General features: G+C 73.8%; 21 protein-coding genes, 1 tRNA gene and 1 pseudogene. 10 read left to right on the top strand and 13 right to left on the bottom strand.

Annotation, left to right across the window (positions count from 1 at the left end):
* Window positions 1-87 precede the first annotated feature (87 nt).
* The 3 genes from galT (at window position 88) to galK (ending at window position 3412) form a co-directional block, all read left to right on the top strand.
* Window positions 88-1167, top strand: coding sequence for a galactose-1-phosphate uridylyltransferase (gene galT, locus H7H31_RS12055; protein WP_187063503.1), 1080 nt, complete (start codon window positions 88-90; stop codon window positions 1165-1167).
* On the top strand, window positions 1164-2141 hold the full coding sequence (gene galE / locus H7H31_RS12050; RefSeq protein WP_187063502.1) for a UDP-glucose 4-epimerase GalE: 978 nt from the start codon (window positions 1164-1166) through the stop codon (window positions 2139-2141). Before galT ends, galE begins: the two co-directional genes overlap by 4 nt.
* 116 nt (window positions 2142-2257) lie before the next feature.
* A complete protein-coding gene (gene galK, locus H7H31_RS12045; RefSeq protein WP_187063511.1) occupies window positions 2258-3412 on the top strand; it encodes a galactokinase in 1155 nt (384 codons plus the stop codon).
* A gap of 234 nt (window positions 3413-3646) precedes the next feature.
* Here the strand turns inward: galK and H7H31_RS12040 are convergent, their stop codons facing one another.
* On the bottom strand, window positions 3647-4096 hold the full coding sequence (locus H7H31_RS12040) for a GNAT family N-acetyltransferase (protein ID WP_187063501.1): 450 nt from the start codon (window positions 4094-4096) through the stop codon (window positions 3647-3649).
* Window positions 4097-4492: 396 nt separating this feature from the next.
* Here H7H31_RS12040 and H7H31_RS12035 point away from each other — a divergent pair, with 396 nt between their 5' ends.
* Window positions 4493-5278: a response regulator transcription factor gene (locus H7H31_RS12035; RefSeq protein WP_176163696.1), complete on the top strand. Its 786-nt coding sequence runs from the start codon at window positions 4493-4495 to the stop codon at window positions 5276-5278.
* On the opposite strand, the gene H7H31_RS12030 is transcribed toward H7H31_RS12035, so the two are convergent.
* Window positions 5237-5734, bottom strand: coding sequence for a MarR family winged helix-turn-helix transcriptional regulator (locus H7H31_RS12030; RefSeq protein WP_187063500.1), 498 nt, complete (start codon window positions 5732-5734; stop codon window positions 5237-5239). The genes H7H31_RS12035 and H7H31_RS12030 overlap by 42 nt on opposite strands.
* A gap of 134 nt (window positions 5735-5868) precedes the next feature.
* Between H7H31_RS12030 and H7H31_RS12025 the strand changes: the two genes are divergently transcribed.
* On the top strand, window positions 5869-6732 hold the full coding sequence (locus H7H31_RS12025) for a trans-aconitate 2-methyltransferase (RefSeq protein WP_187063499.1): 864 nt from the start codon (window positions 5869-5871) through the stop codon (window positions 6730-6732).
* On the top strand, window positions 6729-7136 hold the full coding sequence (locus H7H31_RS12020; protein WP_187063498.1) for a VOC family protein: 408 nt from the start codon (window positions 6729-6731) through the stop codon (window positions 7134-7136). The genes H7H31_RS12025 and H7H31_RS12020 overlap by 4 nt, the downstream gene beginning before the upstream one ends.
* A 205-nt stretch (window positions 7137-7341) precedes the next feature.
* On the opposite strand, the gene H7H31_RS12015 is transcribed toward H7H31_RS12020, so the two are convergent.
* The 3 genes from H7H31_RS12015 to H7H31_RS12005 all read right to left on the bottom strand — a co-directional run bounded on the left by H7H31_RS12015 (window position 7342) and on the right by H7H31_RS12005 (window position 9767).
* The gene (locus H7H31_RS12015; protein ID WP_232109806.1) at window positions 7342-7926 is read right to left on the bottom strand and encodes a Uma2 family endonuclease; all 585 of its coding nucleotides are present in this window, start codon (window positions 7924-7926) and stop codon (window positions 7342-7344) included.
* A gap of 150 nt (window positions 7927-8076) precedes the next feature.
* Window positions 8077-8766, bottom strand: coding sequence for a TetR/AcrR family transcriptional regulator (locus H7H31_RS12010; RefSeq protein ID WP_187063509.1), 690 nt, complete (start codon window positions 8764-8766; stop codon window positions 8077-8079).
* Entirely contained in the window at window positions 8766-9767 is a 1002-nt protein-coding gene (locus tag H7H31_RS12005; protein WP_187063497.1) for an acyl-CoA desaturase, read from the bottom strand. Before H7H31_RS12005 ends, H7H31_RS12010 begins: the two co-directional genes overlap by 1 nt.
* 235 nt (window positions 9768-10002) lie before the next feature.
* Between H7H31_RS12005 and ppc the strand changes: the two genes are divergently transcribed.
* The gene (ppc, locus tag H7H31_RS12000; protein WP_187063508.1) at window positions 10003-12795 is read left to right on the top strand and encodes a phosphoenolpyruvate carboxylase; all 2793 of its coding nucleotides are present in this window, start codon (window positions 10003-10005) and stop codon (window positions 12793-12795) included.
* Window positions 12796-12948: 153 nt separating this feature from the next.
* Here the strand turns inward: ppc and H7H31_RS11995 are convergent, their stop codons facing one another.
* The 5 genes from H7H31_RS11995 to H7H31_RS11975 all read right to left on the bottom strand — a co-directional run bounded on the left by H7H31_RS11995 (window position 12949) and on the right by H7H31_RS11975 (window position 18351).
* Window positions 12949-14130 carry a sialidase family protein gene (locus H7H31_RS11995; protein WP_187063496.1) on the bottom strand — a complete coding sequence of 394 codons (1182 nt, stop codon included), beginning with the start codon at window positions 14128-14130 and terminating at the stop codon, window positions 12949-12951.
* Between the two features lie 93 nt (window positions 14131-14223).
* Complete coding sequence (locus tag H7H31_RS11990; RefSeq protein WP_372455957.1) at window positions 14224-14898, bottom strand: hypothetical protein; 675 nt, start codon at window positions 14896-14898, stop codon at window positions 14224-14226.
* Between the two features lie 157 nt (window positions 14899-15055).
* On the bottom strand, window positions 15056-15646 hold the full coding sequence (pth, locus tag H7H31_RS11985) for an aminoacyl-tRNA hydrolase (protein ID WP_187060105.1): 591 nt from the start codon (window positions 15644-15646) through the stop codon (window positions 15056-15058).
* Between the two features lie 217 nt (window positions 15647-15863).
* Window positions 15864-16451, bottom strand: a complete 588-nt coding sequence (locus H7H31_RS11980) for a 50S ribosomal protein L25/general stress protein Ctc (RefSeq protein ID WP_187060104.1) — start codon at window positions 16449-16451, stop codon at window positions 15864-15866.
* Between the two features lie 292 nt (window positions 16452-16743).
* Entirely contained in the window at window positions 16744-18351 is a 1608-nt protein-coding gene (locus tag H7H31_RS11975) for a penicillin-binding transpeptidase domain-containing protein (RefSeq protein WP_232109805.1), read from the bottom strand.
* Window positions 18352-18535: 184 nt separating this feature from the next.
* Between H7H31_RS11975 and H7H31_RS11970 the strand changes: the two genes are divergently transcribed.
* Entirely contained in the window at window positions 18536-19747 is a 1212-nt protein-coding gene (locus H7H31_RS11970) for a LysR family transcriptional regulator (protein ID WP_187061995.1), read from the top strand.
* A gap of 218 nt (window positions 19748-19965) precedes the next feature.
* Window positions 19966-20832, top strand: coding sequence for a serine hydrolase (locus H7H31_RS11965; protein ID WP_187061996.1), 867 nt, complete (start codon window positions 19966-19968; stop codon window positions 20830-20832).
* A 254-nt stretch (window positions 20833-21086) separates the two neighbouring features.
* Here H7H31_RS11965 and H7H31_RS11960 read toward each other — a convergent pair whose 3' ends face one another.
* The 3 genes from H7H31_RS11960 to H7H31_RS11950 form a co-directional block, all read right to left on the bottom strand.
* On the bottom strand, window positions 21087-22064 hold the full coding sequence (locus tag H7H31_RS11960) for a ribose-phosphate diphosphokinase (RefSeq protein ID WP_187061994.1): 978 nt from the start codon (window positions 22062-22064) through the stop codon (window positions 21087-21089).
* Between the two features lie 73 nt (window positions 22065-22137).
* On the bottom strand, window positions 22138-23586 hold the full coding sequence (gene glmU, locus H7H31_RS11955; RefSeq protein WP_308284254.1) for a bifunctional UDP-N-acetylglucosamine diphosphorylase/glucosamine-1-phosphate N-acetyltransferase GlmU: 1449 nt from the start codon (window positions 23584-23586) through the stop codon (window positions 22138-22140).
* 172 nt (window positions 23587-23758) lie between these two features.
* Window positions 23759-23830, bottom strand: a tRNA-Gln gene (locus tag H7H31_RS11950).
* A 398-nt stretch (window positions 23831-24228) separates the two neighbouring features.
* On the opposite strand from H7H31_RS11950, the pseudogene H7H31_RS11945 reads away from it, so the two are divergent.
* Window positions 24229-25608, top strand: a pseudogene (locus H7H31_RS11945) (sensor histidine kinase); the annotation flags it as partial.
* Between the last annotated feature and the right edge of the window lie 261 nt (window positions 25609-25869).

Below are 25869 nucleotides of genomic sequence, written 5' to 3'. Positions count from 1 at the left end.
CGAACGGAACGCCAAAGAAAGTACGCGCTATTGTTTGTTTCTGAAAGCTAATGTTGGAACGTTTTCGGATCGTGACAGGGGTACGGAGTGAAGAAGACGTCGACCCGCCTCGCGGATGGGCGCGAACTGATCTACTACGACTCCCGCGACGACGTGGTGCGCGAGGACCGGGACCCGCGACCGCTGGAGCCGGTCGCCACCTCGTCCGAGATCCGGGCCGACCGGCTGCTCGGCGACCGCGTCGCCATCGCCTCGCACCGCCAGACGCGCACCTACCACCCACCCGCCGACGCCTGCCCGCTGTGCCCCTCGCGCCCGGCCGACCCCGGCGCGAGTGGCGCCGCCGCCGCGCCCCGGCACAGCGAGATCCCCGCCACCGACTACGACGTCGTCGTGTTCGAGAACCGCTTCCCCTCGCTGGCCGGCGACGCCGGGCGTTGCGAGGTGGTCTGCTTCACCGCCGACCACGACGCCTCCTTCGCCGACCTCACCGAGGACCAGGCCGCCCTCGTCCTCGCGGCCTGGCGCGACCGCACCGCCGAACTGGCCCAACTGCCCGCCGTCGAGCAGGTCTTCTGCTTCGAGAACCGGGGCGCCGAGATCGGCGTGACCCTCGGCCACCCGCACGGCCAGATCTACGCGTACCCCTTCGTCACCCCGCGCACCGCGCGCATGCTGGAGTCGCTGGCCGCGCACCGACGGCGCACCGGCGGCCGGAACCTGTTCGACGACGTGGTCGCCGACGAACTGGCCGACGGGCGTCGCGTCGTCATCGACGCCGAGCACTGGGTCGCCTTCGTGCCGTACGCCGCCCACTGGCCGTACGAGGTGCACCTCTACCCCCGGCGCCGGGTGCCCGACCTGCTGGCCCTGGGGGAGGCGGCGCGGGCCGAGTTCCCACGGGTCTACCTGGAGCTGCTGCGCCGCTTCGACCGCCTCTTCGGCCCCGGCGAGCCGCCCACGCCCTACGTCTCGGCCTGGCACCAGGCGCCGCTCAGCGTCCCCGATCGGGCCGATTTCGCGCTTCACCTTGAGCTTTTCACCATCCGACGGACTTCCGGCAAGCTGAAGTTCCTCGCGGGTTCCGAATCCGGCATGAATGTGTTCATCAACGATGTGCCGCCAGAGGCCGCGGCGCAGCGACTGCGAGAGGTAGCGAGCACGTGAGCAACGGACAGAAGTACCTGGTCACCGGCGGAGCGGGATACGTCGGGAGCGTGGTCGCCGCACATCTGCTGGCGGCCGGGCACCGGGTGACCGTCCTGGACGACCTGTCCACCGGGCACCGGGTGGGCGTGCCCGAGGGCGCCGAGTTCATCGAGGGGCGCGTCCAGGACGCGGCGCGCTGGCTGGACTCCTCGTACGACGGCGTGCTCCACTTCGCGGCGTCCTCGCAGGTCGGCGAGTCGGTCACGCACCCCGAGAAGTACTGGACGAACAACGTCGGCGGCAGCATGGCGCTGCTGGCCGCGATGCGCGACGCGGGCGTGCGCACCCTCGTCTTCTCCTCCACGGCCGCCACCTACGGCGAGCCCACCGCGACCCCCATCGTCGAGGACGCGGCGACCGCGCCCACCAACCCGTACGGCGCCAGCAAGCTCGCCGTGGACCACATGATCAGCGGCGAGTGCGTCGCGCACGGCCTGGCCGCCGTCTCGCTGCGCTACTTCAACGTCGCCGGCGCCTACGGCCGCTACGGCGAGCGCCACGAGCCCGAGTCGCACCTGATCCCGCTGATCCTCCAGGTCGCCCAGGGCAAGCGGGAGGCGATCTCCGTCTTCGGCGACGACTACCCGACGCCGGACGGCACCTGCGTGCGCGACTACATCCACGTCGCCGACCTCGCCGAGGCCCACCTGCTCGCCCTCACCGCCGCCACCGCCGGCGAGCACCTGATCTGCAACCTCGGCAACGGCAACGGCTTCTCGGTCCGCGAGGTCATCGAGACGGTACGCAAGGTCACCGGGCACCCGGTGCCCGAGGTGATCGCGGGGCGCCGGGGCGGTGACCCGGCGGTGCTCGTCGCCTCCGCCGAGCGCGCGAGGGACCGGCTCGGCTGGCAGCCGACCCGCGCCGACCTGGCCGGGATCGTCGAGGACGCCTGGGAGTTCGCCCAGCGCGGGGAGCGGGAGAGCGCGTGAACGAGCGCGGCGCGCGGCGGCCGACGGCGGACCGGACAGCCCGGTCCGCCCCGGCCGCCGCGCCCCCCGGCGACGGGGCCGACGAAACCGGTGGCGGTGGCGACGAGCACGCGCGGGTGGCGGCGGCCGTCGCCGGCTTCCGCGCGGCGCACGGCACCGAACCGGCCGGCGTGTGGGCCGCGCCGGGCCGGGTCAACCTGATCGGCGAGCACACCGACACCAGCGGCGGCCTGGCCATGCCGTTCGCGCTGCCGCACACGACGCTGGCCGCCGCGTCGGCCCGCCCGGACGGGGTGCTGCGGCTGCACTCGGCCAACGCCCCCGGCGGCACGGTGGAGTTGACCCTCGACTCGCTGGGCCCGGCCACCGGGGGCGGCTGGGCGGCCTACCCGGCCGGCGTGGCGTGGGCCATGCGGGAGGCAGGGCTGCCGGTCGGCGGCGCCGACGTGCACTTCACCAGCACCGTGCCCACCGGCGCCGGCCTCTCCTCGTCGGCGGCCCTCGAGGTGGCCACGGCGAGCGCGCTGAACGACCTGTACGGCCTCGGCCTCACCGCCGAGCGCGTCGCGCGGCTCGCCCAGCGGGCCGAAAACGGCTTCGTCGGGGTGCCCTGCGGAATCATGGACCAGATGGCGTCCGCCTGCTGCACCACGGGCCACGCCCTCCACCTGGACACCCGCGACCTGACCCACCGGGCCGTGCCCTTCGACGTGGCGGCCCACGGGCTGCGGCTGCTGGTGGTCGACACCCGCGTCCAACACGAGCTGGGCGACGGCGCGTACGCCAACCGGCACGCCGCCTGCGAACTCGGCGCTCGCCGGCTCGGCGTACCGGCGCTGCGCGACGTGGCGTACGGGGAGCTGGGCGCCGCCCTGGAGAAGCTGGCCGACGACCCCGTCGTACGGCGCCGGGTGCGGCACGTGGTGACCGAGAACCGCCGGGTCGAGGAGGTCATCGCGCTCCTTGAGGCGGGGGACACTCAGGCGATCGGGCCCGTGTTGACCGCTGGCCACGCCTCGCTCCGCGACGATTTCGAGGTCTCCTGCGCCGAACTCGACCTGGTGGTGGAGACAGCGAACGCGGCGGGCGCGCTCGGGGCGCGGATGACCGGCGGCGGTTTCGGCGGCAGCGCCATCGCGCTGGTGCCGGACGCGACGGCGGACGCGGTCGCCGCGGCCGTCACCGAGGCGTTCGCGGCGGCGGGCTTCCGCGCCCCGCGCGTCTTCCCGGCGACCCCCGCCGCCGGCGCGCGCCGGCTCCCGACCGACTAGCCCCCGCGCCGAAGCGGCTTCCGGCCAGGCGACGATCGGCCCGCCCCCTGGCCGGCGGGCCCGCTCCGGTGAGGCGGGCGGTCACGGGGCCGCGCGCGCCGGCGGCGCGCGGAGGCGGGCGGGGCGCGGTGCCGCGCCCCGGGCCGGCGGCGGCCCCCGCGCGGGCCTGGGCCTTCGCGCGGGCCAACGTGCCAGCCCCGCCCTCGCCCTAGCCCGCCTGCGCGTCAGCCCTGCCTACGCGTCGGCGATGCGCTTGACCAGCAGGTGGTCCGTCTCGCCCGGCGGGTAGTCCTCGACCACGCCCACGATCTTGTAGCCCAACTTCTCGTAGAAGCGCGGCGCTTGGAATCCCCAGGTCTCCACCCGGGCGTGTACGCAGTCCAGTTCGTCGCGCGCCTTGCGCTCGGCCTCGGCCATCAGCCGCGAGCCGAGGCCCGCGCCGCGCCACCGCTCGTCCACCCACAGCAGGTCCACGTGCAGCCAGTGACCCCAGGCGTACCCGACGAGGCCGCCGGCCAACTCCCCGTCCGTGTCCCGGGCGTAGAGCTGAAGTGGCCGTTCGTCGTCGGCGGGGGTGCCGCGCAGCGCGCGCATGACGGGTGACCGGGCGGAGTTGGTGTCTTCCAGCCGCTCCTCGATCACATTTCTTCGGTCATGATTGACTTCATCCTCAATGTGGAACACAGGGCTCAGCCTAAACAGTTGGCTGGGGCAGTTTTGTCATTTCGCTTCCGTTGCACGACCTCGGTCGTAGGCTGATGCACAGCGCCGGTGGGGGCCGGTGCGTATCAGGGGGCGAGGCAGGCAGGTACGACGCCTGGGGCCGCGTCTTCGGCTCCGTGCGGCGGCGGCCGTCGGAACTGGTGGCGGGGCACGTGGGTTTCGGCCGGCGGGCTTGAGTTCTGGGCGCCGTACCCGCACTGTTTGTTCGCTCACTCGCGCTCCACCTGGTCCACGGCACATTCGCACGGTTCTCCGCACGCACCGGTTCGTGGTTTCTCGCTTTCCGTTCTCCGTTCAACGTCTCTCTTTTTCTCCGTATCCGCGTTCGCGGGACATGGGTAGTCCATGGGGGTGGCTATGGCACGTATCCGGGTTCTGGTGGCCGACGACCATCGCATCTTCGCCGAGTCGCTCGCCGCCGCCCTCGCGGCGGAGCCGGACGTGGACGTCGCGGCGGCCGGCAGTGGCCCAGCCGCCATGCGTTCCCTGGAGCGGGCATCGGCCGAGGGGCGGCGGTTCGACGTGTTGCTGGTCGACGCCGACCTCGGCGTCGCCATCAGCGACATCGCGCCACCCAGGCCCGAGCGGCTGCCCGAAGGGGTGGCCGAGCGCCCCGAGCGGCGCGCGGTGGACGGAATCTCCCTGGTCGACGGGGTGCGCACGGCGCAGCCCGCGGTGCGCACCGTGGTCCTCGCCGAGCGCGACGACCCGCGCCGGGCCGCGCTGGCGCTGCAGGCCGGGGCGAGCGGCTGGGTGGCCAAGGACTGCTCGCTCTCCCGGCTGCTCGCGGTCATCCGCGGCGTACTGCGCGACGAGACCCACCTGCCGCCCGCGCTGCTGACCGGCGTGCTGCGCGAGCTGACCGCGGCCCGCAAGCACCGCACCGAGAGCGAGCGCCTGGTGGAGTCGCTGACGCCCCGCGAGCGCGAGGTGCTGCGCTGCATGGTGGCCGGGCTCGGCCGCAAGGCGGTCGCCGAGCGGCTGTACCTGTCGCCGCACACGGTCCGTACGCACATGCAGAACGTGCTCGGCAAGCTGGGCGTGCACTCCACGCTGGCCGCCGTCGCGCTGGCCCGCCGCGCGGGGGTCGGCCCGGTGGACCTAGCCGGGGAAGTTGTCGAACGGGGCGGTCAGCTCGCGTAGCAACCCGGCCAGTTCGCGGCGCTGCCCCGCGGACAGCTCGGCCAGGATGGCCCGCTCCTGGGCGAGCAGCCCGGCCAGCGCCTGATCGGCGCGGTCCCGGCCCTCGGCGGTCAGCCGCACCAGCACCCCGCGCCGGTCGCTGGGGTCCGGCAGCCGCTCGACGAGGCCCTTCTTGGCGAGCCGGTCGATGCGATTGGTCATCGTGCCCGACGTGACCAGCGTCTGCGTCAGCAACTGCCCGGGCGAGAGCTGGTACGGAGCCCCGGCGCGTCGCAGCGAGGTCAGTACGTCGAACTCCCACGGCTCCAGTTGATGCTCGGCGAAGGCGATCCGCCGCGCCCGATCCAGGTGCCGGGCGAGCCTGCTCACGCGGCTCAGCACCTCCAGCGGCTCCACGTCGAGGTCCGGGCGTTCCCGCCGCCACGCCGCGACCAGCCGATCGACCTCGTCCTCCATGTCGATCAGTGTAGTGGGTCTGTCGATATGAAGTCTCTTGACGTCGAGAGATATTTGGCGTGATGCTTGGGCATCGAAGGGCGGGAAGCGCCCTTGCGCTTCGGATCGACCTGAACCTGCAAGGGGGTTCGAACATGCCCGAACTGCCGCTCTGGGACCCGAAACAGTACTTACGTCACTCCGTCCACCGCACGCGCCCCTTCCTCGATCTCCTCGCCCGCATCCCCGACCTGCCCGCGCCACCGGCCGACAGGGCGCCCGACGGCCCCACGCCCCGACCCACCACACCCGCCCCGCGCATAGCTGACCTGGGCTGCGGCCCGGGCAACGTGACCGCCCTGCTCGCCACCCGGTGGCCCACCGCGCACATCACCGGGTACGACAACTCGACGGACATGCTCCGCGAGGCGCAGGCCCACGCCGGGCCGACGGAGGGCGGCGGCAGGCTCGATTTTCGGCCCGCCGACGCCGCCACCTGGGTGCCCGACGAACCGTACGACCTGATCGTCTCCAACGCGGCCCTGCAGTGGGTGCCGAACCACCCCGAGTCCTTCGAGTCCTGGGTGGGCGCCCTCACCCCGGGCGGCACCTTCGCCTTCCAGGTGCCCGGCAACTTCGTCTCGCCCAGCCACGCGCTGCTCGGCGAGCTGTGCGACACCCCGCGCTGGCGGGACCGCCTCGACGGGCAGGGCCGCCGCTTCGTGCACATCCTCAGCCCGGCCGCCTACCTGGAGCGCCTGATCGGCCTCGGCTGCACGGTCGACGCCTGGGAGACCACCTACGTCCAGGTGCTCGCCGGCGCGGACCCCGTGCTCGACTGGGTCAAGGGCACCGCGCTGCGTCCGATCCTGACCGCGCTGGCCGACGACCCCGAGACGACCGCTGAGTTCCTCGCCGAGTACCGGGACCTGCTGCGCAAGGCGTACCCGCAGGGCCCGTACGGCACGGTCTTCCCCTTCCGCCGCATCTTCGTCGTGGCCCGCCGGGCGGACGGATGATCACCGCGGTGGACCACGTGCGACTCGGCGCCCCACCCGGCAGCGAGGACGCGCTGCGCGCGTACGGCGGGGGCGTCCTCGGCCTGACCGAGGTCCCCAAGCCACCGGCGCTCGCGGCCCGGGGCGGCTGCTGGTTCGAGGCCGGCCCGGTCGCCCCGCACCTGGGCGTCGAACCGGGCTTCCGTCCCTCGGCCACGGCCCACCCCGGCCCGCGGGTACGGGACATCGACGCGCTCGCCCGCCGTCTCGAAGCCCACGGGGCCGCGGTCACCTGGGACGACGGACTTCCGGGCCCCCGCCGCTTCTTCACGCACGGCCCGGTGGGCAACCGGCTGGAGTTCCTGGAGCCGACCCGGAACCGGACCGCGCCCGGCGAACCCCAGCCGGCCGACCCGGACGGTTGAGCACCCCGCTGAGCAAGCGCCGGCCCCGGCACCCGGCCGGGCCGGCCGCCCGGGCGGGCAGGTGCGGGGGCGCGGACGGGAACGTGATGCGCCCGGCGCGCGGGAAGTGCGCCCCGGCGCCCGGCGCACGACCACGCCCCGGGCTGCGGCATCCCCGGCCAGGCTTTGTGCGGGGCCCGGGCCGGCGGGCGGGCGGGGTCGCGCGCTACGCGTCGAAGACGCGGCGCAGGTCGATCCCGACCGGGTACGGCACGTCGGTGCGCAGCACGTCGGTGTGCACGGGGCCCGCCGGGGCGGGGGCGTACACGCCGGTCCGCGCGTCCAGGTGGAACTCGTACACGACCGGCGCGTCGTCCTCACCGCGCTCCACCCGCCAGAAGTACGGCACGCCCGCCTCCGCGTACATCGCCGGCTTGCGGAACCGGTCCTCGCGGCGCGAGCCCTGCGAGACGACCTCCACCACGAGCGCCACGGCCGCCACCGGTACACACTCCAGTGAAAAGGGGTCGAGCCCGGTGCGGTCGAAGACGACCACATCGGGCTTCGGGGGGTTGTACGCGTCGACCAGGACGCAGCGGTGCGCGTTGACGGCGAAGGGCCGTTGCCTAGCACTCTCCAGCCAAAAATACAGCCTGTCCCGCACCGTGTCGTGCCACTGGCAGGTCATGCCCCGGACCACGATCGACCCGTCCACCAGCTCCCATGCGAAGGGCAGGTCGAGGTTCTTGACCTGCTCGTAGTCCCTGCCCTGGGCTGGTGGGCGCGTCCAGTCGAGCGGGCTGTTGGGCACGGCCCGCCCCTTTCTCCTCGGCGCCCCGCAGCCTAGCCGCCGGCCCCGACAGGCAATCCGTTTCAGCGGTCGACCCCAGCACGCGAAAGCCCCGCCCCCCCCGGTCGTACGCGACGCGGGGGAGCGGGGCCGGGGCCAGCGAGGTGGGGCTCAGTTCTTGCGGTGGCCTATCAGGCGGGGTTTGGGCTCCAGGCCGTCGAGGCCGTGCCAGGCCAGGTTCACCAGGTGGGCGGCGACCTCGGCCTTCTTGGGCCTGCGGACGTCCAGCCACCACTGGCCGGTGAGGGCCACCATGCCGACCAGGGCCTGGGCGTACAGCGGGGCCAGCTTGGCGTCGAAGCCGCGGGCCTTGAACTCCAGGCCCAGGATGTCCTCGACCTGGGTGGCGATGTCGCTGATCAGCGAGGCGAAGGTGCCCGTCGACTGCGCCACGGGCGAGTCGCGCACCAGGATGCGGAAGCCGTCGGTGTACTGGTCGATGTAGTCGAGCAGGGCGAAGGCCGCCTGCTCCAGGAGTTCGCGGGGGTGCCCGGCGGTCAGGGCGCTGGTCACCATGTCGAGGAGTTGGCGCATCTCGCGGTCCACGACGACGGCGTACAGCCCTTCCTTGCCGCCGAAGTGCTCGTAGACCACCGGCTTGGAGACCCCGGCCTTGGCCGCGATCTCCTCCACCGAGGTGCCCTCGAAGCCGCGTTCGGCGAAGAGCGTGCGACCGATGTCCAGCAGTTGCTCGCGGCGCTCCTTGCCCGTCATGCGGACGCGCCGCGCCCGCCGGCCTCCCGCGCTCGCGGACCGGCTCTTGCTGCTACTGGTACTGCTGTCGATCGCCACGTCCTCCATCATGCCGCGCCGGCGGTTTCCCTCACCCGATCGGCGGTGGCGTCCGTGCGGCGGGCGTCGAGCCGGTTCTCGGTGGGCCAGCGCACGTCATAGGCCCAGCCGGCCTTCTCGAACCAGCGGATGATGCGGGCGCTGGAGTCGATCTGGCCCCGCAGCACGCCGTGCCGGGCGCTCGTCGGGTCCGCGTGGTGCAGGTTGTGCCAGGACTCGCCGCAGGAGAGCACCGCCAGCCACCACACGTTGCCCGAGCGGTCGCGGGACTTGAAGGGGCGCTTGCCCACCGCGTGGCAGATGGAGTTGATCGACCACGTCACGTGGTGCAGCAACGCGACCCGCACCAGCGAGCCCCAGAAGAAGGCCGTCAGCGCGCCCTGCCAGGACCAGGTCACCAGGCCGCCGACGAGCGGCGGCAGGCTCAGCGAGACGAGCGTCCACAGCACGAACTGGCGGGAGATGCGGCGCAGCGCCGGGTCCCTGATCAGGTCCGGCGCGTACTTGTGCTGCGGGGTCTGCTCCTCGTTGAACATCCAGCCGATGTGCGCCCACCACAGGCCCTTCATGAGTGCCGGGACACTCTCTCCGTACCGCCACGGCGAGTGCGGGTCGCCCTCGGCGTCGGAGAACTTGTGGTGCTTGCGGTGGTCGGCGACCCAGCGGACCAGCGGGCCCTCGACGGCCAGCGAGCCGGCGATCGCCAGGGCGATCCGCAGGGGCCGCTTCGCCTTGAATGAACCGTGCGTGAAATACCGGTGGAACCCGATGGTGATGCCGTGGCAACCGATGTAATACATCGCGACCAGCAGTCCGAGATCCAGCCAACTGACCCCCCAACCCCAGACCAGCGGGATCGCCGCCAGCAGGGCGACGAAGGGGACGACGATGAACACCACCAGGGTGATCTGCTCGATCGAACCCTTGCTGTCACCGCCCAGCGTCGCGGTCGGAAGAGAGGATTCCGGGGTTTTTGGCACGTCGTCGATCACGTCGGGGCTTGCAGTCATGGGTTCCCTCAGGGGGGTCGGGAAACGGCTACGCATACGTAACCTACGGCTACGTAAGTATGGCAGGGCCGCGACTTAGGACAAGGGGGCTGTGGACAACGGGCGATGCGGCGCCCGCGACCAGGGGTCCTATCCTGGTGCGGTCGGACAGCGCGGTCCGCAAAATCGCCCAAAGTGCTCGTACTCGCGAGGAGCCGCACCTGTGAGCAGTGCCGAGACCGCCAGCAACGCCCATCTGGCCCCCGAACACGCCAACCCCGCGGACGGTGCCACGAGCGCCGCGGACGCCACCCGGCAGGGCGCAGCCCTTCGGGCGGACATCCGCCGCCTGGGGGACCTGCTGGGGGAGACCCTCGTCCGCCAGGAGGGTCGCGACCTCCTCGACCTCGTGGAGCGCGTACGCGCCCTGACCCGTACCACCGGGACGGGCAAGGACGCCGAAGCCCAGCCGGGCGAGTCGGCCGCCGAGCTGCTCGAGGCCACGGACCTGGAGACCGCCGCCAAGCTCGTGCGGGCCTTCTCCACCTACTTCCACCTGGCCAACGTCACCGAGCAGGTGCACCGTGGCCGCGAGCTGCGGGCCCACCGCGCGGCCGAGGGCGGCATCCTCGCCCGCACCGCCGACCAGCTCAAGGACGCCGACCCCGAGCACCTGCGGGAGACCGTCGCCCACCTGAACGTACGGCCCGTCTTCACCGCACACCCCACCGAGGCCGCCCGCCGCAGCGTGCTGAACAAGCTGCGCCGCGTCGCCTCCCTCCTGGACCGGCTCGCCGACGAGGGCGACAGCCGCCGCACCCAGTTGCGGCTGGCCGAGAACATCGACCTGCTGTGGCAGACCGACGAGCTGCGGGTGGCCCGGCCCGAGCCCGCCGACGAGGCCCGCAACGCCGTCTACTACCTGGACGAGCTGCACGCGAACGCCGTCGGCGACGTCCTGGAGGACCTCGCCGCCGAGCTGGAGCGCGTCGGCTCCCCGCTGCCCGCCGGCACCCGGCCGCTCACCTTCGGCACCTGGATCGGCGGCGACCGCGACGGCAACCCCAACGTCACCCCCGAGGTCACCTGGGACGTGCTGCTGCTCCAGCACGAGCACGGCATCACCGACGCCATGCGGGCCGTGGACGACCTGCGGGCGGCCCTGTCCAACTCCATCCGCAACGGCGGGGCCACCGAGGAGCTGCTGGCCTCCCTCCAGGCGGACCTGGACCACCTGCCGGAGATCAGCCCGCGCTACAAGCGGCTGAACGCCGAGGAGCCGTACCGCCTCAAGGCCACCTGCGTCCGGCAGAAGCTCATCAACACCCGCGAACGGCTCGCCGCCGGCACCGCCCACCAGGCGGGCCGCGACTACCTGGGCACCGCCGAACTCCTCGCCGACCTCCAGCTCATCCAGGACTCGCTGCGCCAGCACCGCGGCCAGCTCATCGCCGACGGCCGCCTGGAGCGCACCATCCGCACGCTGGCCGCCTTCGGCCTCCAGCTCGCCGTGATGGACGTGCGCGAGCACGCCGACGCGCACCACCACGCCCTCGGGCAGCTCTTCGACCGGCTCGGCGAGGAGTCCTGGCGGTACGCCGACATGCCGCGCGACTACCGGCGCAAGCTGCTCGCCAAGGAGCTGCGCTCGCGCCGCCCGCTCGCGCCCTCGCCGGCCCCGCTGGACGCCGCGGGCGCCAAGACGCTCGGCGTGTTCCGCACCGTGCGCGAGGCGTTCGAGCGGTTCGGGCCCGAGGTCATCGAGTCGTACATCATCTCCATGTGTCAGGGCGCCGACGACGTCTTCGCCGCCGCCGTGCTCGCCCGCGAGGCCGGGCTGATCGACCTGCACGCCGGCTGGGCCAAGATCGGCATCGTGCCGCTGCTCGAAACCACGGACGAGCTGCGCGAGGCCGACCGCATCCTGGACGACATGCTGGCCGACCCCTCCTACCGACGCCTGGTCGCGCTGCGCGGCGACGCGCAGGAGGTCATGCTCGGCTACTCGGACTCCTCCAAGTTCGGCGGCATCACCACCAGCCAGTGGGAGATCCACCGGGCCCAGCGCCGGCTGCGTGACGTCGCGCACCGGCACGGCGTGCGGCTGCGGCTCTTCCACGGTCGCGGCGGCACCGTCGGGCGCGGCGGCGGCCCCACCCACGACGCGATCCTCGCCCAGCCCTGGGGCACCCTGGAGGGCGAGATCAAGGTGACCGAGCAGGGCGAGGTCATCTCCGACAAGTACCTGGTCCCCTCCCTCGCCCGGGAGAACCTGGAGCTGACGGTGGCGGCCACGCTCCAGGCGTCCGCGCTGCACACCGCGCCGCGCCAGTCCGACGAGGCGCTCGCCCGCTGGGACGCCACCATGGACACGGTCTCGGACGCGGCGCACGACGCGTACCGTGCGCTGGTGGACGACCCGGACCTGCCCGCCTACTTCTTCGCCTCCACCCCCGTCGACCAGTTGGCCGAACTGCACCTGGGCTCGCGCCCCTCGCGCCGCCCGGACAGCGGCGCCGGTCTCGACGGGCTGCGGGCCATCCCGTGGGTGTTCGGCTGGACCCAGTCGCGGCAGATCGTGCCCGGCTGGTTCGGCGTCGGCTCCGGGCTCAGGGCCGCCCGCGAGGCCGGGCTCGACACCGTCATCGACGAGATGCACGAGCACTGGCACTTCTTCCAGAACTTCCTGTCCAACGTCGAGATGACGCTCGCCAAGACCGACCTGCGCATCGCCCGGCACTACGTGGACACCCTCGTGCCCGACGAGTTGAAGCACGTCTTCTCGGTCATCGAGGCCGAGCACGAGCTGACCGTCCGCGAGGTGCTGCGCATCACCGGCGGCAAGGAACTCCTGGACACCAACCCGGCGTTGAAGCGGACCTTCCGCGTCCGGGACGCCTACCTGGACCCGATCTCCTACCTCCAGGTCACCCTGCTGCACCGGCAGCGCGAGGCCGCGAAGCGCGGCGAGGAGCCGGACCCGCTGCTCGCCCGCGCCCTGCTGCTCACCGTCAACGGCGTGGCGGCCGGACTGCGCAACACGGGCTGAGCGCGCGCGTACGACACGCGTACGACAGCCGAACCGGGCCGGCTCCCCTCGGGGGCCGGCCCGGTCCGCGTCCGGCCCGCGTCCGGTCCTGCCGCTCCGTGGCCCCGACGCGCCGTGCCCCGACGCCCCGGCGTACTTCGCGACCCGCGCGCCTCAGCGGCACGTCAGGGTGAGGCGGCGCAACTCGATCCGCTCGGTGGACCTGGTGGCGCCGGTCTCGTACAGCACCGCGACCCCGTTTCGCCCGGTCGGGGCGAGATCGGAGTACGCGGCGGGCCCGGCGGCGACCACGGCCTCGCGCGCCCAGGTGCGGCCGGCGTCCGTACTGCGCCGGACCGTCAGATGACGGCGCTCGCGGGGGTGTTCGGGCGCGGAGAAGAGCAGGGCCGGGCAGGCGGCGTCGTCGGCGTGCGACAGTGCGCCCTTGACGACGGGCGCCACCAGCTTCGGGCGCGGCTGGAAGGGCGCGGTGAAGCGCGTGCCGCCGTCGGCGCTGTACGTGTCGAGCCGGGTCGCGGGATGGCTGCCGCCCTGGTCGCGGGCGTTGACGTAGAGCCGGCCGTCGGGCAGTTCGGCGACGGCGTTCTCGTCCGGCCGCAGCCGGCCGTCCGTGTGGTGGTCGAGGGCGCCGACGCGCCAGCTCCGGCCGTGGTCGTCGCTGTAGAGCAGGTGGGCGCCGGAGCCGCGCGCCGTGGTGTGGTTGGCGGCCACCACGAGCCGCCCCGGGTGCCGCCGCGTGAGGGCGATGCCGTGCCCCGGGCCGGTCGCGTACCAGCGCCACCCGGCCGGCTTCACGCTCCGGGTGATCTCCGTGGCCCGGGACCAGGTCGCCCCCGCGTCGGCGCTGCGCTGCACGTACACGCGCCGGCCGTCACCGGGCGACACGCGGCCCGCCTCGATCTCCGGCTGGGTCACCGAGCCCGACTGCCGGGTGGTGAGGAGGACGATGTCCCCGCTGGCCGGGTCGACGACGGGGGCGGGGTTGCCGGCCACGTTCCGCCCGTTGTCCGAGACCCGGGCGAGCGGCCCCCAGCGACACCCACCGTCGGTCGAGCGCCGACTGACCACCTCGATGTCCCCGTGGTCCGCGGCGCTGGTACGGCGCGCTTCGGCGAAGGCGACCAGGGCGCCGTCGGCGCGGACCAGCGCGGGAATGCGGAAGGTGTGGTAGCCGGCGGTCCCCGAGACGAAGGGGGTGGAGGTGGTGCAGGCGGCGGCACGGGGCGCGTTGTCGGACTTCTTGAACGTCTGGGCCGTGAGCGGGACGGCGGCGACGGTGAGTACTAACGCGGCGGCGCCCCACGGGCGTCTTCGCCGGAAAAGGGTGCGGATCATGCCGGGACTATGGCACCGCGCGCGAGGGGTTGTGCGGGTATTCCGCCATCTATGGGCGCTGCGGGCGTGGCCTCTCCGCAGCCGGCCCCGCCCTCACAACACCACGAACGCCGCCCCCAGCACCCCCACCCCCGCAAGCCCCAGCGCCCAGGCCGAGTGGTGGAGGCGGAGGGCGCCGGCGAGGAGGACGGAGGCGAGGAGGAGGGCGCCGCCCAGGGGGACCCAGGCGTGGAGGAGGCCGGGGAGGCCGGTGCGGACCGCGTCGTGGGTGCCGGGTTTGAGGACCACCGGGATGCGCTGGCCCTCGCCGTCGGTGACGGTGGCGTCGATGCGTACCTTCGGGTGGTCCGCGCCCGCGGCGCCCGCCGTGAAGGGGCCCGTGCACCAGTCGTCGTGGCAGGCGGCGACCGTGAGCGTGCCCCGCTCCTTGCCCTTGGTGAGCATCGCGTGCTGGGCCGTGCCCCACGACGTCCACACCCCGGCCGCCAGCACCACCAGCACGACCAGGGCCATCACCACGTGCCGGCCGAGCAGCAGCAGCCCGTACGCGCTCTCGCCGGCCCGGCGCAACCGGCCACGGCGCGCGGGGCGCGGGCGAGTGGGGCGCGACCGGGGTCCGGCCGGCGCGTGCTCCGGCGCGGAAACGGGCCTCGGCTCGGCGGCGGGTGCGCCCCGTTGGGCGGGGACGCGGCCCGACGCGGGGGCGCGGGCGGAAGCGGGGGTCGCGCCGTGCGCCGTGCGCTCGGAGTTCGTTCCGGTCGGCACCATGGCGGCGATCCTTGGGCCTGCGGGCCGGCCGCGTCAAGGCGCGGGTTACGTCTCGGTAGCAACGGTGGCCACATGTCCGCTATGCCCCCGCCCGGTGGGCTCGGCCCGAGGTCACGGGCGTGCGCCGGCCCGGCAGGCGGTGGTGGCCGGCGCTACGTCACGAGTTGTACGTGCTCTGCGCGCGCTCCAGCCCTTCGAGGATCAGCGCCTCCACCGCGTCGGCCGCGCGGTCCACGAAGTAGTCCAACTCCTTGCGCTCGGTGGACGAGAAGTCCTTGAGCACGAACGCCGCCACGTCCATCCGGCCCGGCGGGCGGCCGATGCCGAAGCGGACCCGGAAGTAGTCGGGGCCGAACGACTTGGTGAGGGACTTGAGCCCGTTGTGCCCGTTGTCGCCGCCGCCGCACTTGAGCCGCAGCGCCCCGTAGTCGATGTCCAACTCGTCGTGGACGGCGATGATCCGCGCGGCGGGCACCTTGTAGAAGTCGCTGAGCGCGGCCGTCGGGCCGCCCGAGAGGTTCATGTACGACATCGGCTTGGCCAGCACCACGCGGCGGTTCGCCGGGCCCGGCGGGCCGACGCGTCCCTCCACGACCTGGGCCCGGGCCTTGTGCGCCTTGAACCGGCCGCCCATCCGCTCCGCGAGCAGGTCGGCCACCATGAAGCCCACGTTGTGCCGGTTGGCCGCGTACTCGGGGCCCGGGTTGCCCAGGCCCACCACGAGCCAGGGGCCGTCTGTGTCACTCATCTGCGTGCTCTCCGGTGCGTGGGGTGAGGTGGGGCGGCTGGGGTGCGGGGCGCCGCGCGGGTGGCGGGCGCGTTAGACCGTAGCGGGCCGGGCGGCCCGCTGACCGCGCGGGCCCCGGACGCCGCGCGCCGCCGGCCCGACCCGGGGTGCGGGGCGGAACGGCGGCGGCGGTGTGGTGCGGGGTGACACCGCGGGGGTGTCGGGGTGGCTCCTGGGCTCAGCCCTCGGAGCCCTCGCCCTCGCCCTCGGACTCGGCCGGGGCCTCGGCCTGGGCGGCGACGACCTGGAGCACGACGGTGTCCTCGTCGACGGCCAGCGTGGTGCCGGCGGGCAGGGTGATGTCCTTGGCCAGCACGGAGTGGCCGGACTCCAGGCCCGCGACGGAGACGGTGACCGACTCCGGGATGTGGGTGGCCTCGGTCTCGACGGGCAGCGAGTTGAGCAGGTGCTCCAGCAGGTTGCTGCCCGGCGCGAGGTCGCCCTCGGTGTGGATCGGGATGTCGACGGTGACCTTCTCGCCGCTCTTGACGGTCAGCAGGTCCACGTGGACCAGGAAGCCACGGATGGCCTCACGCTGCACCGCCTTGGGGATGACCAGCTCCTTCTTGCCGTTCAGGTCGAGCGCGATGAGCACGTTCGGGGTCTTGAGCGCCATCATCAGCTCGTGGCCCGGCAGCGCGACGTGCACCGGGTCGGCGCCGTGGCCGTAGATGACACCGGGGACCTGCTCGGTGCGGCGGAGACGGCGGGCGGCGCCCTTGCCGAACTCGGTGCGGAGCTGTACGGGAACCTTGACCTCAGCCATTGCTGCACTCCTCGTAGAAAAGGGATCTGGAAGCCGTTACTCGGCCTACGACAGACCTGCTACGAAGAGCGCGTCGATAACGGATGGGCCTGTACGGAACAGGGCCTCCCTCGCCGAGCAACTCACCCATGCTACCCGGCGGCCCACGGCTCACCAATTCGGCGGGTTCCGTGCCTGGTCGAGCCCGTGCCTGGCCGCACCTCGCGACCGGCCGAACCCGCCCGGCCGGGCCCCGGTATCCCACGGCCGGGCCCGCCCGGCAGACCCGCCCGGCGGGCCCGGCCCTCGCGGGCTAGTCCGTCGCCGCCAGCACGTCGTGGATCACCGGGCCCGCCGAGTCCGAGCCGTGCTGGGCGCCCTCAACGACGCAGGCGATGGCGATCTCGTCGTCGTAGGCGACCAGCCAGCCGTTGTTCGGGCCCTCCTCGGTGACCTCGGCTGTCCCCGTCTTGGCCCCGACCTCGCCGGGCAGGTCGGCCAGCACCTTCGCCGTCCCGTCGGTCACCGTGTCCCGCATCAGGGAGCGCAGCGTGCGCACCACGTCGGACGGCAGCTCCTCGGTGCGCGGGCCCTCGCCCTCGCGCGCGGTGCCGCCCTCGCGCACCAGCAGCGGCATCCGGAACGTCCCGGAGGCGGCGGTGGCCGTCGCCGAGGCCATCACCAGCGGGTTCGCCCGCAGCTTGCCCTGCCCGAACAGCGCGGCCGACTTCTCCGTCTCGTCCCCGGGCACCGGCACCTCGCCGTCGAAGGACGGCGCGCCGGTGAACCACTCCTGGCCGATGCCGAAGTACGTGGACGAGAACTCCGTCAGCTCCCGGTCCCCGAGCTTGTCCCGCAGGCTCACGAAGGCCGTGTTGCACGAGTGGATGAAGTCCTCGCGGAAGGTGGCCCCACGGATCTCGGACGTCTCCACGTTGTGGAACTGCTTGCCGACCGTCAGGTACTTCGGGCAGTCCACGACGTCGTTCGGCGCCACCGCCCCCTTGGTCAGCAGCGCCGCCGAGGTGATCACCTTCATGGTCGAGCCGGGCGCGTACGTGCCGAGGAAGGCGCGGTTGAAGCCGCCGGCGGGCGTGTTGGCCACCGCGACCACCTCGCCGTCGGCGATGCGCAGCGCCACCAGGCCCGCGTTGCGGCCCTTCGCGTGCCGCTCCAGCGCACGTTCCGCGGCGCGCTGCACGGCCGGGTCGATCGTCGTACGGACCGGCCCGCGCGCGCTCGTCGGCCCGCCGAACCGGGCCTCGGTGCCCCGTACCTCGTCGGTGTCGCGGTCGATGAGCTGCACCGCGCCGCGCGGCGTGCCGCCGCCGACGCCCAGCGCCTGGGCTACGGACGGGTGGTCGGTGCCGGACAGCTTGCCGCCGTCGCGGTCGAGCACGTTGGCCGTGCCCTCCTCGCGCACCAGGCGGAACTTCGCCTCGTCGGTCAGCTTGGGGTGGACCAGTCCGAGTTCCCAGCGCACCCGCCAGCCGGCCGCGCCCCCACCGTCCCGGTCGCCCTTGCCGCCCGCGCCCCCGTCCGCGCGGACCAGCGGCAGCGCCGAGCGGTACTGCCAGGTGCCGAGCCCGCTGATCGGCAGCTTGGCCGCGAAGGGCACGCTGGCCCCGTCGTCGCCGTCGGCCGTGGCCCGCTTGGCCACGAAGGACGGGCGCTCGATGTCCAGGCCCGCCGTGAAGTTCCGCAGCGTCGTCTCGGCCCGCTCCGGCGCGTCGGTGAGCGCCGCGGCCTTCGTCAGGTCGCCCGCCGCCCAGTGGTCGAGGAAGGCCCGCGCGGTGCGCAGCGCGCGGGGGTCCGCCTCCCGCGCGCCGCCCGCGGCCCCGCCGCCGTCTCCGGAGTTCCACTCGGCCACCGCCCACGTGCCGCCGCCCGCCACCAACACCGCGGCGATCGCCGCCGCCACCCCCGCGCGCCGTCTCCGCCGCCCCGCCCGGTACGTCCGCACCCCGGCCTCCCCTCGTGTCGCCGCCTTCGCGCCGGCGCCGCCAGCGCGGCGCCCTCAGCGGCAGCAGAACAGAACGGGGGCCCGCCAGTCCAAGACCCTTATCACCAGGAAAGCCATAGCCATCTGCCTATCATTGCTGCTCATGGACCTGCTGCGGCATCTGCGCTACTTCCGCACCGTGGCCGACGAGCAGCACTTCGGCCGCGCCGCGGAGCGGTTGCGGCTGGCCCAGCCCTCGCTGTCGCAGCGCATCCAACGCCTTGAGCGCGAGTTGGGGGTGCGCCTCTTCGACCGGGGCAGCCGCGGCGTGTCCCTCACCCCGGCCGGGCGGCTCGTGCGCGCGGAGGCCGACGCGCTGCTCGCCGCCGCCGACCGGCTCGACTCCGTCGTCGCCCGGGTCCGCGACGGCGCGACCGGCACGCTGCGCGCCGCCGTACCGCCCGACCTCGGCGGGCCCACCGTCGCCGCGCTGCTCACCGGCTACCAGGACCGCTCCCCGGGAAGCACCCTCGACCTGCGCGAACTCACCACCATCCAGCAGGTGCGCGAGCTGGCCGTCGGCACCCTGGAGGCCGGCATCGTGCGCCACCCGTGCCCGGCCGAGGGGCTGGACTTCGGACCGCTGCTGCACCAACCGCTCGGCGTGCTGCTGCGCGCGGACGATCCGCTGGCCGCCGCGCCCCTGGTCCCGCTCGCCGACCTCACCGGCCGCGACCTGGTCCTCTTCCCGCGCGCCACGGCTCCGGCGCTGTACGACGAGACGCTGACCCGCGCCGCCCGGCACGGCTGCACCCCGGCCGCCGTGCACGAGGCCCGTGGCGGCGACTTCGCCCAGGCCCTAGTGCTCTCCGGCGCGGCCGTCGCGCTGCTGCCCAGCGCCGCCGGCCAGCCCGGCGCGGTCTGGCGCCCGCTCGCCGGCACGCCGCTCACCTGGCGCACCTCCACGGCCTGGCCCCGGGACCGGTACAGCCCCGCGGTGCGACGGTTCGCCGAGGCGGCGTACGAGGCGCTGCGCGCCGGCGCCGGCATGCTGCCCGACCGCCCCCCGGGGCCGCCACCGACGGTGGGCCCGCCGCCCACCCCGGGCGCGGGCGCCGGGTCGGGCGAGGCTGACGGCGCGGCCCTCGGCGCGCCGCTCGACGCCGCTTCCGCGCCGCGCGCCGGTGCGGCGCCTGAGCCGGCCCCAGGCCCCGGGCCGCGCCCGGAGCCGGGCGCCGGCACCACCGAGGAGGGCCGCTCGGGCGCGGACGCGAGCGGTGGCCCGGGCGGGCCGCCGGCTGCGCCCGCGCCCGCCGAGGAGGAGACTCGCGCCCGGCCGCTGTACCCCCGTCCCGCATCGGAGTTCCCGCTGTGACCGACCACGACCCCGGCCGCCCCGGTCGCGGCGCCGACCAGCCCAGCGCCCCCGCGCCCGGGGCCGAGCCCCCCGCGCCCGGGGCCGAGCCCCTCGCGTCCGAGGCCGAACCCCTCGCTACGGGGGCCGGCGCCTCCGCGTCCGGGGCCGGCACCGCGTCGGCCGCCGGTGCCGGGCCCGGGTCCGCGGGGCCGCCCGTCCGGGGGGCGACGCGGGCCGTGGCCCGGATCCGGGACGCCTTCGCCGACGCGGGGGTGACCGGGCTGCTGCACGCCCGCGACATCGACACCGGCGCGGAGCTGGGGCTCGGCGCCGACGCGCTGATGAGCACCGCGAGCGTGCACAAGCTGTGCCTGGTCAGCACGGTGTTCCGGGAGGCGGCCCGGGGCCGGATCGACCTCACCCAACAGGTCGAGGTGCCGGCCGAGCAGCGTACGAAGGGGCCCACCGGGCTCGCGGCGATGCTGGACCCGGCCCGGCTCTCGCTGCGGGACCTGGCCGCGCAGTCCATCGCCGTCAGCGACAACACCGCGGCCGACGTGCTCTGGGACCGGGTCGGCCTGGACGCCGTCAACAGCGCCATGGCCGAGCTGGGGCTGCGCAGCACCCGCGCCGTGCACATGATGCGCGACCTGTACGCGTCGATGACCGCCGACGCGGGCGCGGCCGGGGTCGCGGCGCTGGTCGAGCCGGCGACCCTGGCCAGGCTGCGGGTGCTCGACCCCGCGCACACCAACCACAGCACCGCCCGCGACCTGACCGCCCTCCTCGCCGCCGTCTGGCGCGACGAGGTGTGCGCCGGCGAACACGGCAGGCTCCTGCGGCGCGTCCTCGGCCTCCAGGCGTGGAGCCACCGGCTCGCCTCCGGCTTCCCCTTCGACGACGTGCGCGTCTCCGGCAAGACCGGCACCCTGCCCACGCTGCGCCACGAGGCGGGCGTCGTGGAGTACCCCGACGGGGGCCGGTACGCCGTCGCCGTCCTGACCCGCTCCGCCAGCACCGCCATCACCCTGCCGGCCGCCGACGCGGTCATCGGCACGGCCGCCCGGATCGCGGTGGACGCCCTGCGCGCCGGCGCCCGCTGAGGCGGCGCCCCCGCTGAGCCGGCGCGCCCCGCGCCGGCGCCCGCCGACCGCCGGCCACGCGCCCGGCCCCGTACGCCGGCCCGTACGTCGCTCCGTACGTCGACCCGGGGGCGTCCCCCCGCGCGTACGCCCCCGCCTGGCCCGTACGCGCACGCGCCGCGCCCGTACACGCGAAAGGGCCGCTCCCCGGTCTGGGGGAGCGGCCCTGTGCGGTGGACCCGAGGGTTCGCCGGGCTAAGCGGCCCGGCGGGAGGTCACGCCTGCTCGTCGAAGAGGCTGGTGACGGAGCCGTCCTCGAAGACCTCGCGGACGGCACGCGCGATGGTCGGCGCCATGGACAGGACGGTGACCTTGTCGAGGTCGATCTCGCTCGGCGTGGGCAGGGTGTTGGTAAAGACAAACTCGCTGACCTTCGAGTTCTTCAGGCGGTCGGCGGCGGGGCCGGACAGCACACCGTGGGTGGCCGTCACGATGACATCCTCGGCGCCGTTGGCGAACAGGGCTTCGGCGGCGGCGCAGATGGTGCCGCCGGTGTCGATCATGTCGTCGACCAGGACGCAGACCCGGCCGCGCACGTCGCCGACGACCTCGTGCACGGTGACCTGGTTGGCGACGTCCGGGTCGCGCCGCTTGTGCACGATGGCCAGCGGGGCGCCGAGCCGGTCGCACCAGCGGTCGGCGACGCGGACCCGGCCGGCGTCGGGGGAGACGACGGTCAGCTTGGAGCGGTCCACCTTGGCGCCCACGTAGTCGGCCAGCAGCGGCAGGGCGAACAGGTGGTCCACCGGGCCGTCGAAGAAGCCCTGGATCTGGTCGGTGTGCAGATCCACGGTGAGGATCCGGTCGGCGCCGGAGCACTTGAACAGGTCGGCGATCAGCCGGGCCGAGATCGGCTCCCGGCCGCGGTGCTTCTTGTCCTGGCGGGCGTAGCCGTAGAACGGAACGATCACCGTGATGCTGCGCGCGGAGGCGCGCTTGAGCGCGTCGATCATGATGAGCTGTTCCATGATCCACTTATTGATCGGAGCCGTGTGGCTCTGGATCAGGAAGCAGTCCGCACCACGTGCGGATTCCTGGAAGCGAACGTAGATCTCGCCGTTGGCGAAGTCGAATGCCTTGGTCGGGACCAGGCCGACGCCCAACTGCTGGGCGACCTCCTCGGCCAGCTCGGGGTGGGCGCGGCCGGAGAAGAGCATCAGCTTCTTCTCGCCGGTCGTCTTGATCCCGGTCACAGCAGATCTCCTTGGATTTCACTTCGCGTGCGTTTCCCCACGGTACGCCCCACTTGGCGTACCACTCGCACGCTCACTGATCGGACTCAGGCTCCTGAGCGGTGGCCTGAGCGGCCTGCGCGGCGGCGCTTCCTGGGCGCTTTCGAGCCACCCAACCCTCGATATTCCGCTGCTGCCCACGGGCGACAGCGAGCGAACCCGGGGGCACGTTCTTGGTGATCACCGACCCGGCGGCGGTGTAAGCCCCGTCCCCAATCGTGACAGGAGCCACAAACATGTTGTCCGAACCGGTCCGGCAGTGCGAGCCGACGGTGGTGTGGTGCTTCTTCTCGCCGTCGTAGTTCACGAAGACGCTGGCGGCGCCGATGTTGCTGTACTCGCCGATGGTCGCGTCGCCGACGTACGACAGGTGCGGCACCTTGGAGCCCTCGCCGACCTGGGCGTTCTTCATCTCCACGTACGCGCCGGCCTTGGACTTCGGACCGAGGTCGGTGCCGGGGCGCAGGTAGGCGTACGGGCCGACGGTGGCGCCCGCGCCGATCCGGGCGCCGTCGGCGACGGTGTTGCTGACCGTGGCGCCGGCGTCGACCGTGGTGTTGGTGAGGCGGGTGTGCGGGCCGACCTCGGCGTGCGCGGCCACGTGCGTGGCGCCGATGAGCTGGGTGCCGGGGTGGATCAGCGCGTCCGGCTCGAAGGTGACGGTGACGTCCACCCAGGTGCTGGCCGGGTCCACGATGGTGACGCCGCTGAGCATCGCCTCGCGCAGCAGCCGCTCGTTGAGCAGCTTGCGGGCCTCGGCGAGCTGGACGCGGTTGTTGATGCCGACGATCTCGTGGTGGTCGGCGGCGACGGAGGCGCCCACCCGGTGCCCCGCCTCGCGCAGGATGCCGAGCACGTCGGTCAGGTACTCCTCGCCCTGGCTGTTGTCCGTGCGGACCTTGCCGAGGGCGTCGGTGAGGAGCTGCGCGTCGAACGCGAAGACACCCGAGTTGATCTCCCGGATGGCGCGCTCGCTGTCGCTGGCGTCCTTGTGCTCCACGATGGCCGTCACCGCGCCGCTGGCCGCGTCGCGCACGATGCGGCCGTAGCCGGTGGCGTCGGGCACCTCGGCGGTGAGCACGGTCACCGCGTTGCCGTCGGTGGCGTGGGTGCGCGCCAGCGCGCGCAGCGTCGCGCCGGTCAGCAGCGGGGTGTCGCCGCAGACGACGACCACGGTCCCGTCCAGCGCGGTGCCGCTGGCCCGCAGTTCGTCCAGGCCCATCCGCACGGCGTGCCCGGTGCCGTTCTGCTCGTGCTGCACGGCGGTGCGCACGTCCGGGTCGATCTCCGCGAGGTGGCCGCGGACCTGGTCGCGGGCGTGCCCGACGACGACCACCAGGTGCTCGGGGGTGAGTTCGCGGGAGGCGGCGACGACGTGACCGATGAGGGAGCGACCGCAGATCGCGTGCAGCACCTTGGGGGTTGTCGACTTCATCCGCGTGCCCTCGCCGGCCGCCAGGACGACGACGGCCGCGGGTGGGATATCCCCTTTTCGAGCGGTGCCGACGTCGCGGGGAAGGTTGGCGCTCACGGGGATACCCTTCGGCTTTTTCGGGAGGTGGACATCCGAAGGATACCGGTGCGTATAGGAGGCGACATGCGGGCGGGTCCCGGCGGAAAGGGCCGGGACCGGGGATCGCGTACGAGGATGTGGGCTCCCCCGCCAGGACTCGAACCTGGACAAATGGCTCCAAAGGCCACTGTGCTGCCGATTACACCACAGGGGATGGTCAGACTGGCCAAACCGGGCTCCCGCGTCGGCTGGCCGCTCGGCCCCCAACACTATGCCGTACCGGGCGCCCTCGATGCGAGAGTAAAGCCCCACGGTGCGCGGGGTGCGCGCGGGGCCCGCGATGCGCCGTCGGCCGCGTCCGCCTGCTTCTTCCCCACCCCTTCTCCTCACCCCTTCTTCTCTTCTCCTCGCTTCTCCCGCGTCTCTTCCTCATCTCTCCCCGTTCCTTCTCCCCTTCCTCTCCGCCCGTTTCCCGGCGCGGGCGCTTCGCGGGGATAGGGGCGTCGTTCGCGTGGTTCGCACGAGGAAGCGCGTTCGATCCGGAAATCGCCCGAGTTCCGGGGTGCGCGTTCGAACGGAAAAGCAGTGGCCGCCATGCGTACGCTGGCAGGTATGACGACGACGGGGGAAGCCATGGAGCCGGGCGCGCGGGGCGCGCCGAGTGGGCCGTGGTGGTGGGAACGGCGCCGCAGCATGGTGCTGGACGTGTCGATAGCCCTCGCGTCGGTGGCCGAGTGCGTTTTCGAAGGGTTGGACTTCGCCGGTGAGGCCGGCATTCCGGGCGGCGCGGGCGTCCTGCTCGGCGTGCTCGTGGGGGCCGTGCTCGTGGTCCGGCGGCGCTGGCCGATAGCGGTGGTGCTGGTCTCCATCGCGGCCTCGGCCGCCTCGATGGGGGTGCTGCTGACCGTCATCGGCCTGTACACCATGGCCGCGTCCGGGCTGCCGCGGCGGATCACGGGCGTGCTGTCCGGCATGTCGATCAGCGGCACGTTGATCGTCACGGTCGTCAGGTTCCAGCAGGACATGGCCAAGGACGGCTACCACCCGCCGTTCTGGGTGGCCGGCCTGGTCGCCGCGCTGATGGCGGTCGGCATCACGATGCCGCCGGTGCTGTCGGGGCTGTACGTGGGGGCGCGGCGGCGGCTCGTGGAGAGCCTGCGCGAGCGCGCCGACGGGTTGGAGCGCGAGCTGTCGCTGCTGGCGGACCGGGCCGAGGAGCGCGCGGAGTGGGCCCGTAACGAGGAGCGGACCCGGATCGCCCGCGAGATGCACGACGTGGTGGCACACCGGGTGAGCCTGATGGTCGTGCACGCGGCGGCGCTCCAGGCGGTGGCGCTCAAGGACCCGCAGAAGGCGTCGAAGAACGCGGCCCTGGTCGGCGACATGGGCCGGCAGGCCCTGACGGAACTGCGCCAGATGCTCGGCGTCCTGCGGGCCCACGAGGCGCAGCCCGCGGGTCACGCCGGCGCCGCCGAGCCGCTGCCGCTGGCCTCGGTGGCCGCCGCCGCGTCCGCCGCCTCATCGGCCGCGGGCCACGCCGGCGCGGCCCCGGGCGCCGAGCGGGGCGCGGACGCCGCCGGGGCGCGGCGGGCCCCCGACGACTCACTCGCGGGGCCGTGCCTGCGCGAACTCGCCGGGCTGATCGAGCAGTCCAGCGCGGCGGGGATGGTGGTCGAGTTCCTGGAGGAGGGCGAGGAGCAGGCGTACGCGCCGGCGGTGGAGGCCACCGCGTACCGCGTGGTGCAGGAGGGCCTGACCAACGTGCACAAGCACGCGCCGGGCGCGCGGACCCGGGTGCGCCTCGCGCGGCGCGCCGGCGAGGTGGCGGTCCTGGTGGAGAACGGCCCGTCCGACCGCGCCGTCGCGGGCGCGGGCCTGCCCAGCGGCGGCAACGGCCTGGTCGGCATGCGCGAGCGGGTGGCCTCGCTCGGTGGCGGCTTCGTGTCCGGGCCGACGGACGCGGGCGGCTTCCGGGTCTCGGCGGTGCTGCCGGACCGGACGGCCCACCCGGCCCGCGAGACCGTGCCGGACCAGCCGGCCCGCGAGACCGTGCCGGAGCAGCCGGTCCGCGAGACCGTGCCGGAGCAGCCGGCGCGCCGGCCGGCGGCGGTGCCCGAGCCGGTGGCCGGAGTGGTGGCCGAGCCGGTCGGCGAGCCGGCGGGTGGAGTGATCGCCGAGCCGGCGGGTGGGCTGGTCGCCGGGTCGGTCGGCGAGTCGGTCGCCGAACCGGCGGAGGGCCGCGGGGCCCTCTGA

It is taken from the genome of Streptomyces buecherae (assembly GCF_014295035.1).
Taxonomy (GTDB): Bacteria; Actinomycetota; Actinomycetes; order Streptomycetales; family Streptomycetaceae; genus Streptomyces; species Streptomyces youssoufiensis.
This window is presented reverse-complemented; position numbering and strand designations above follow the sequence as displayed.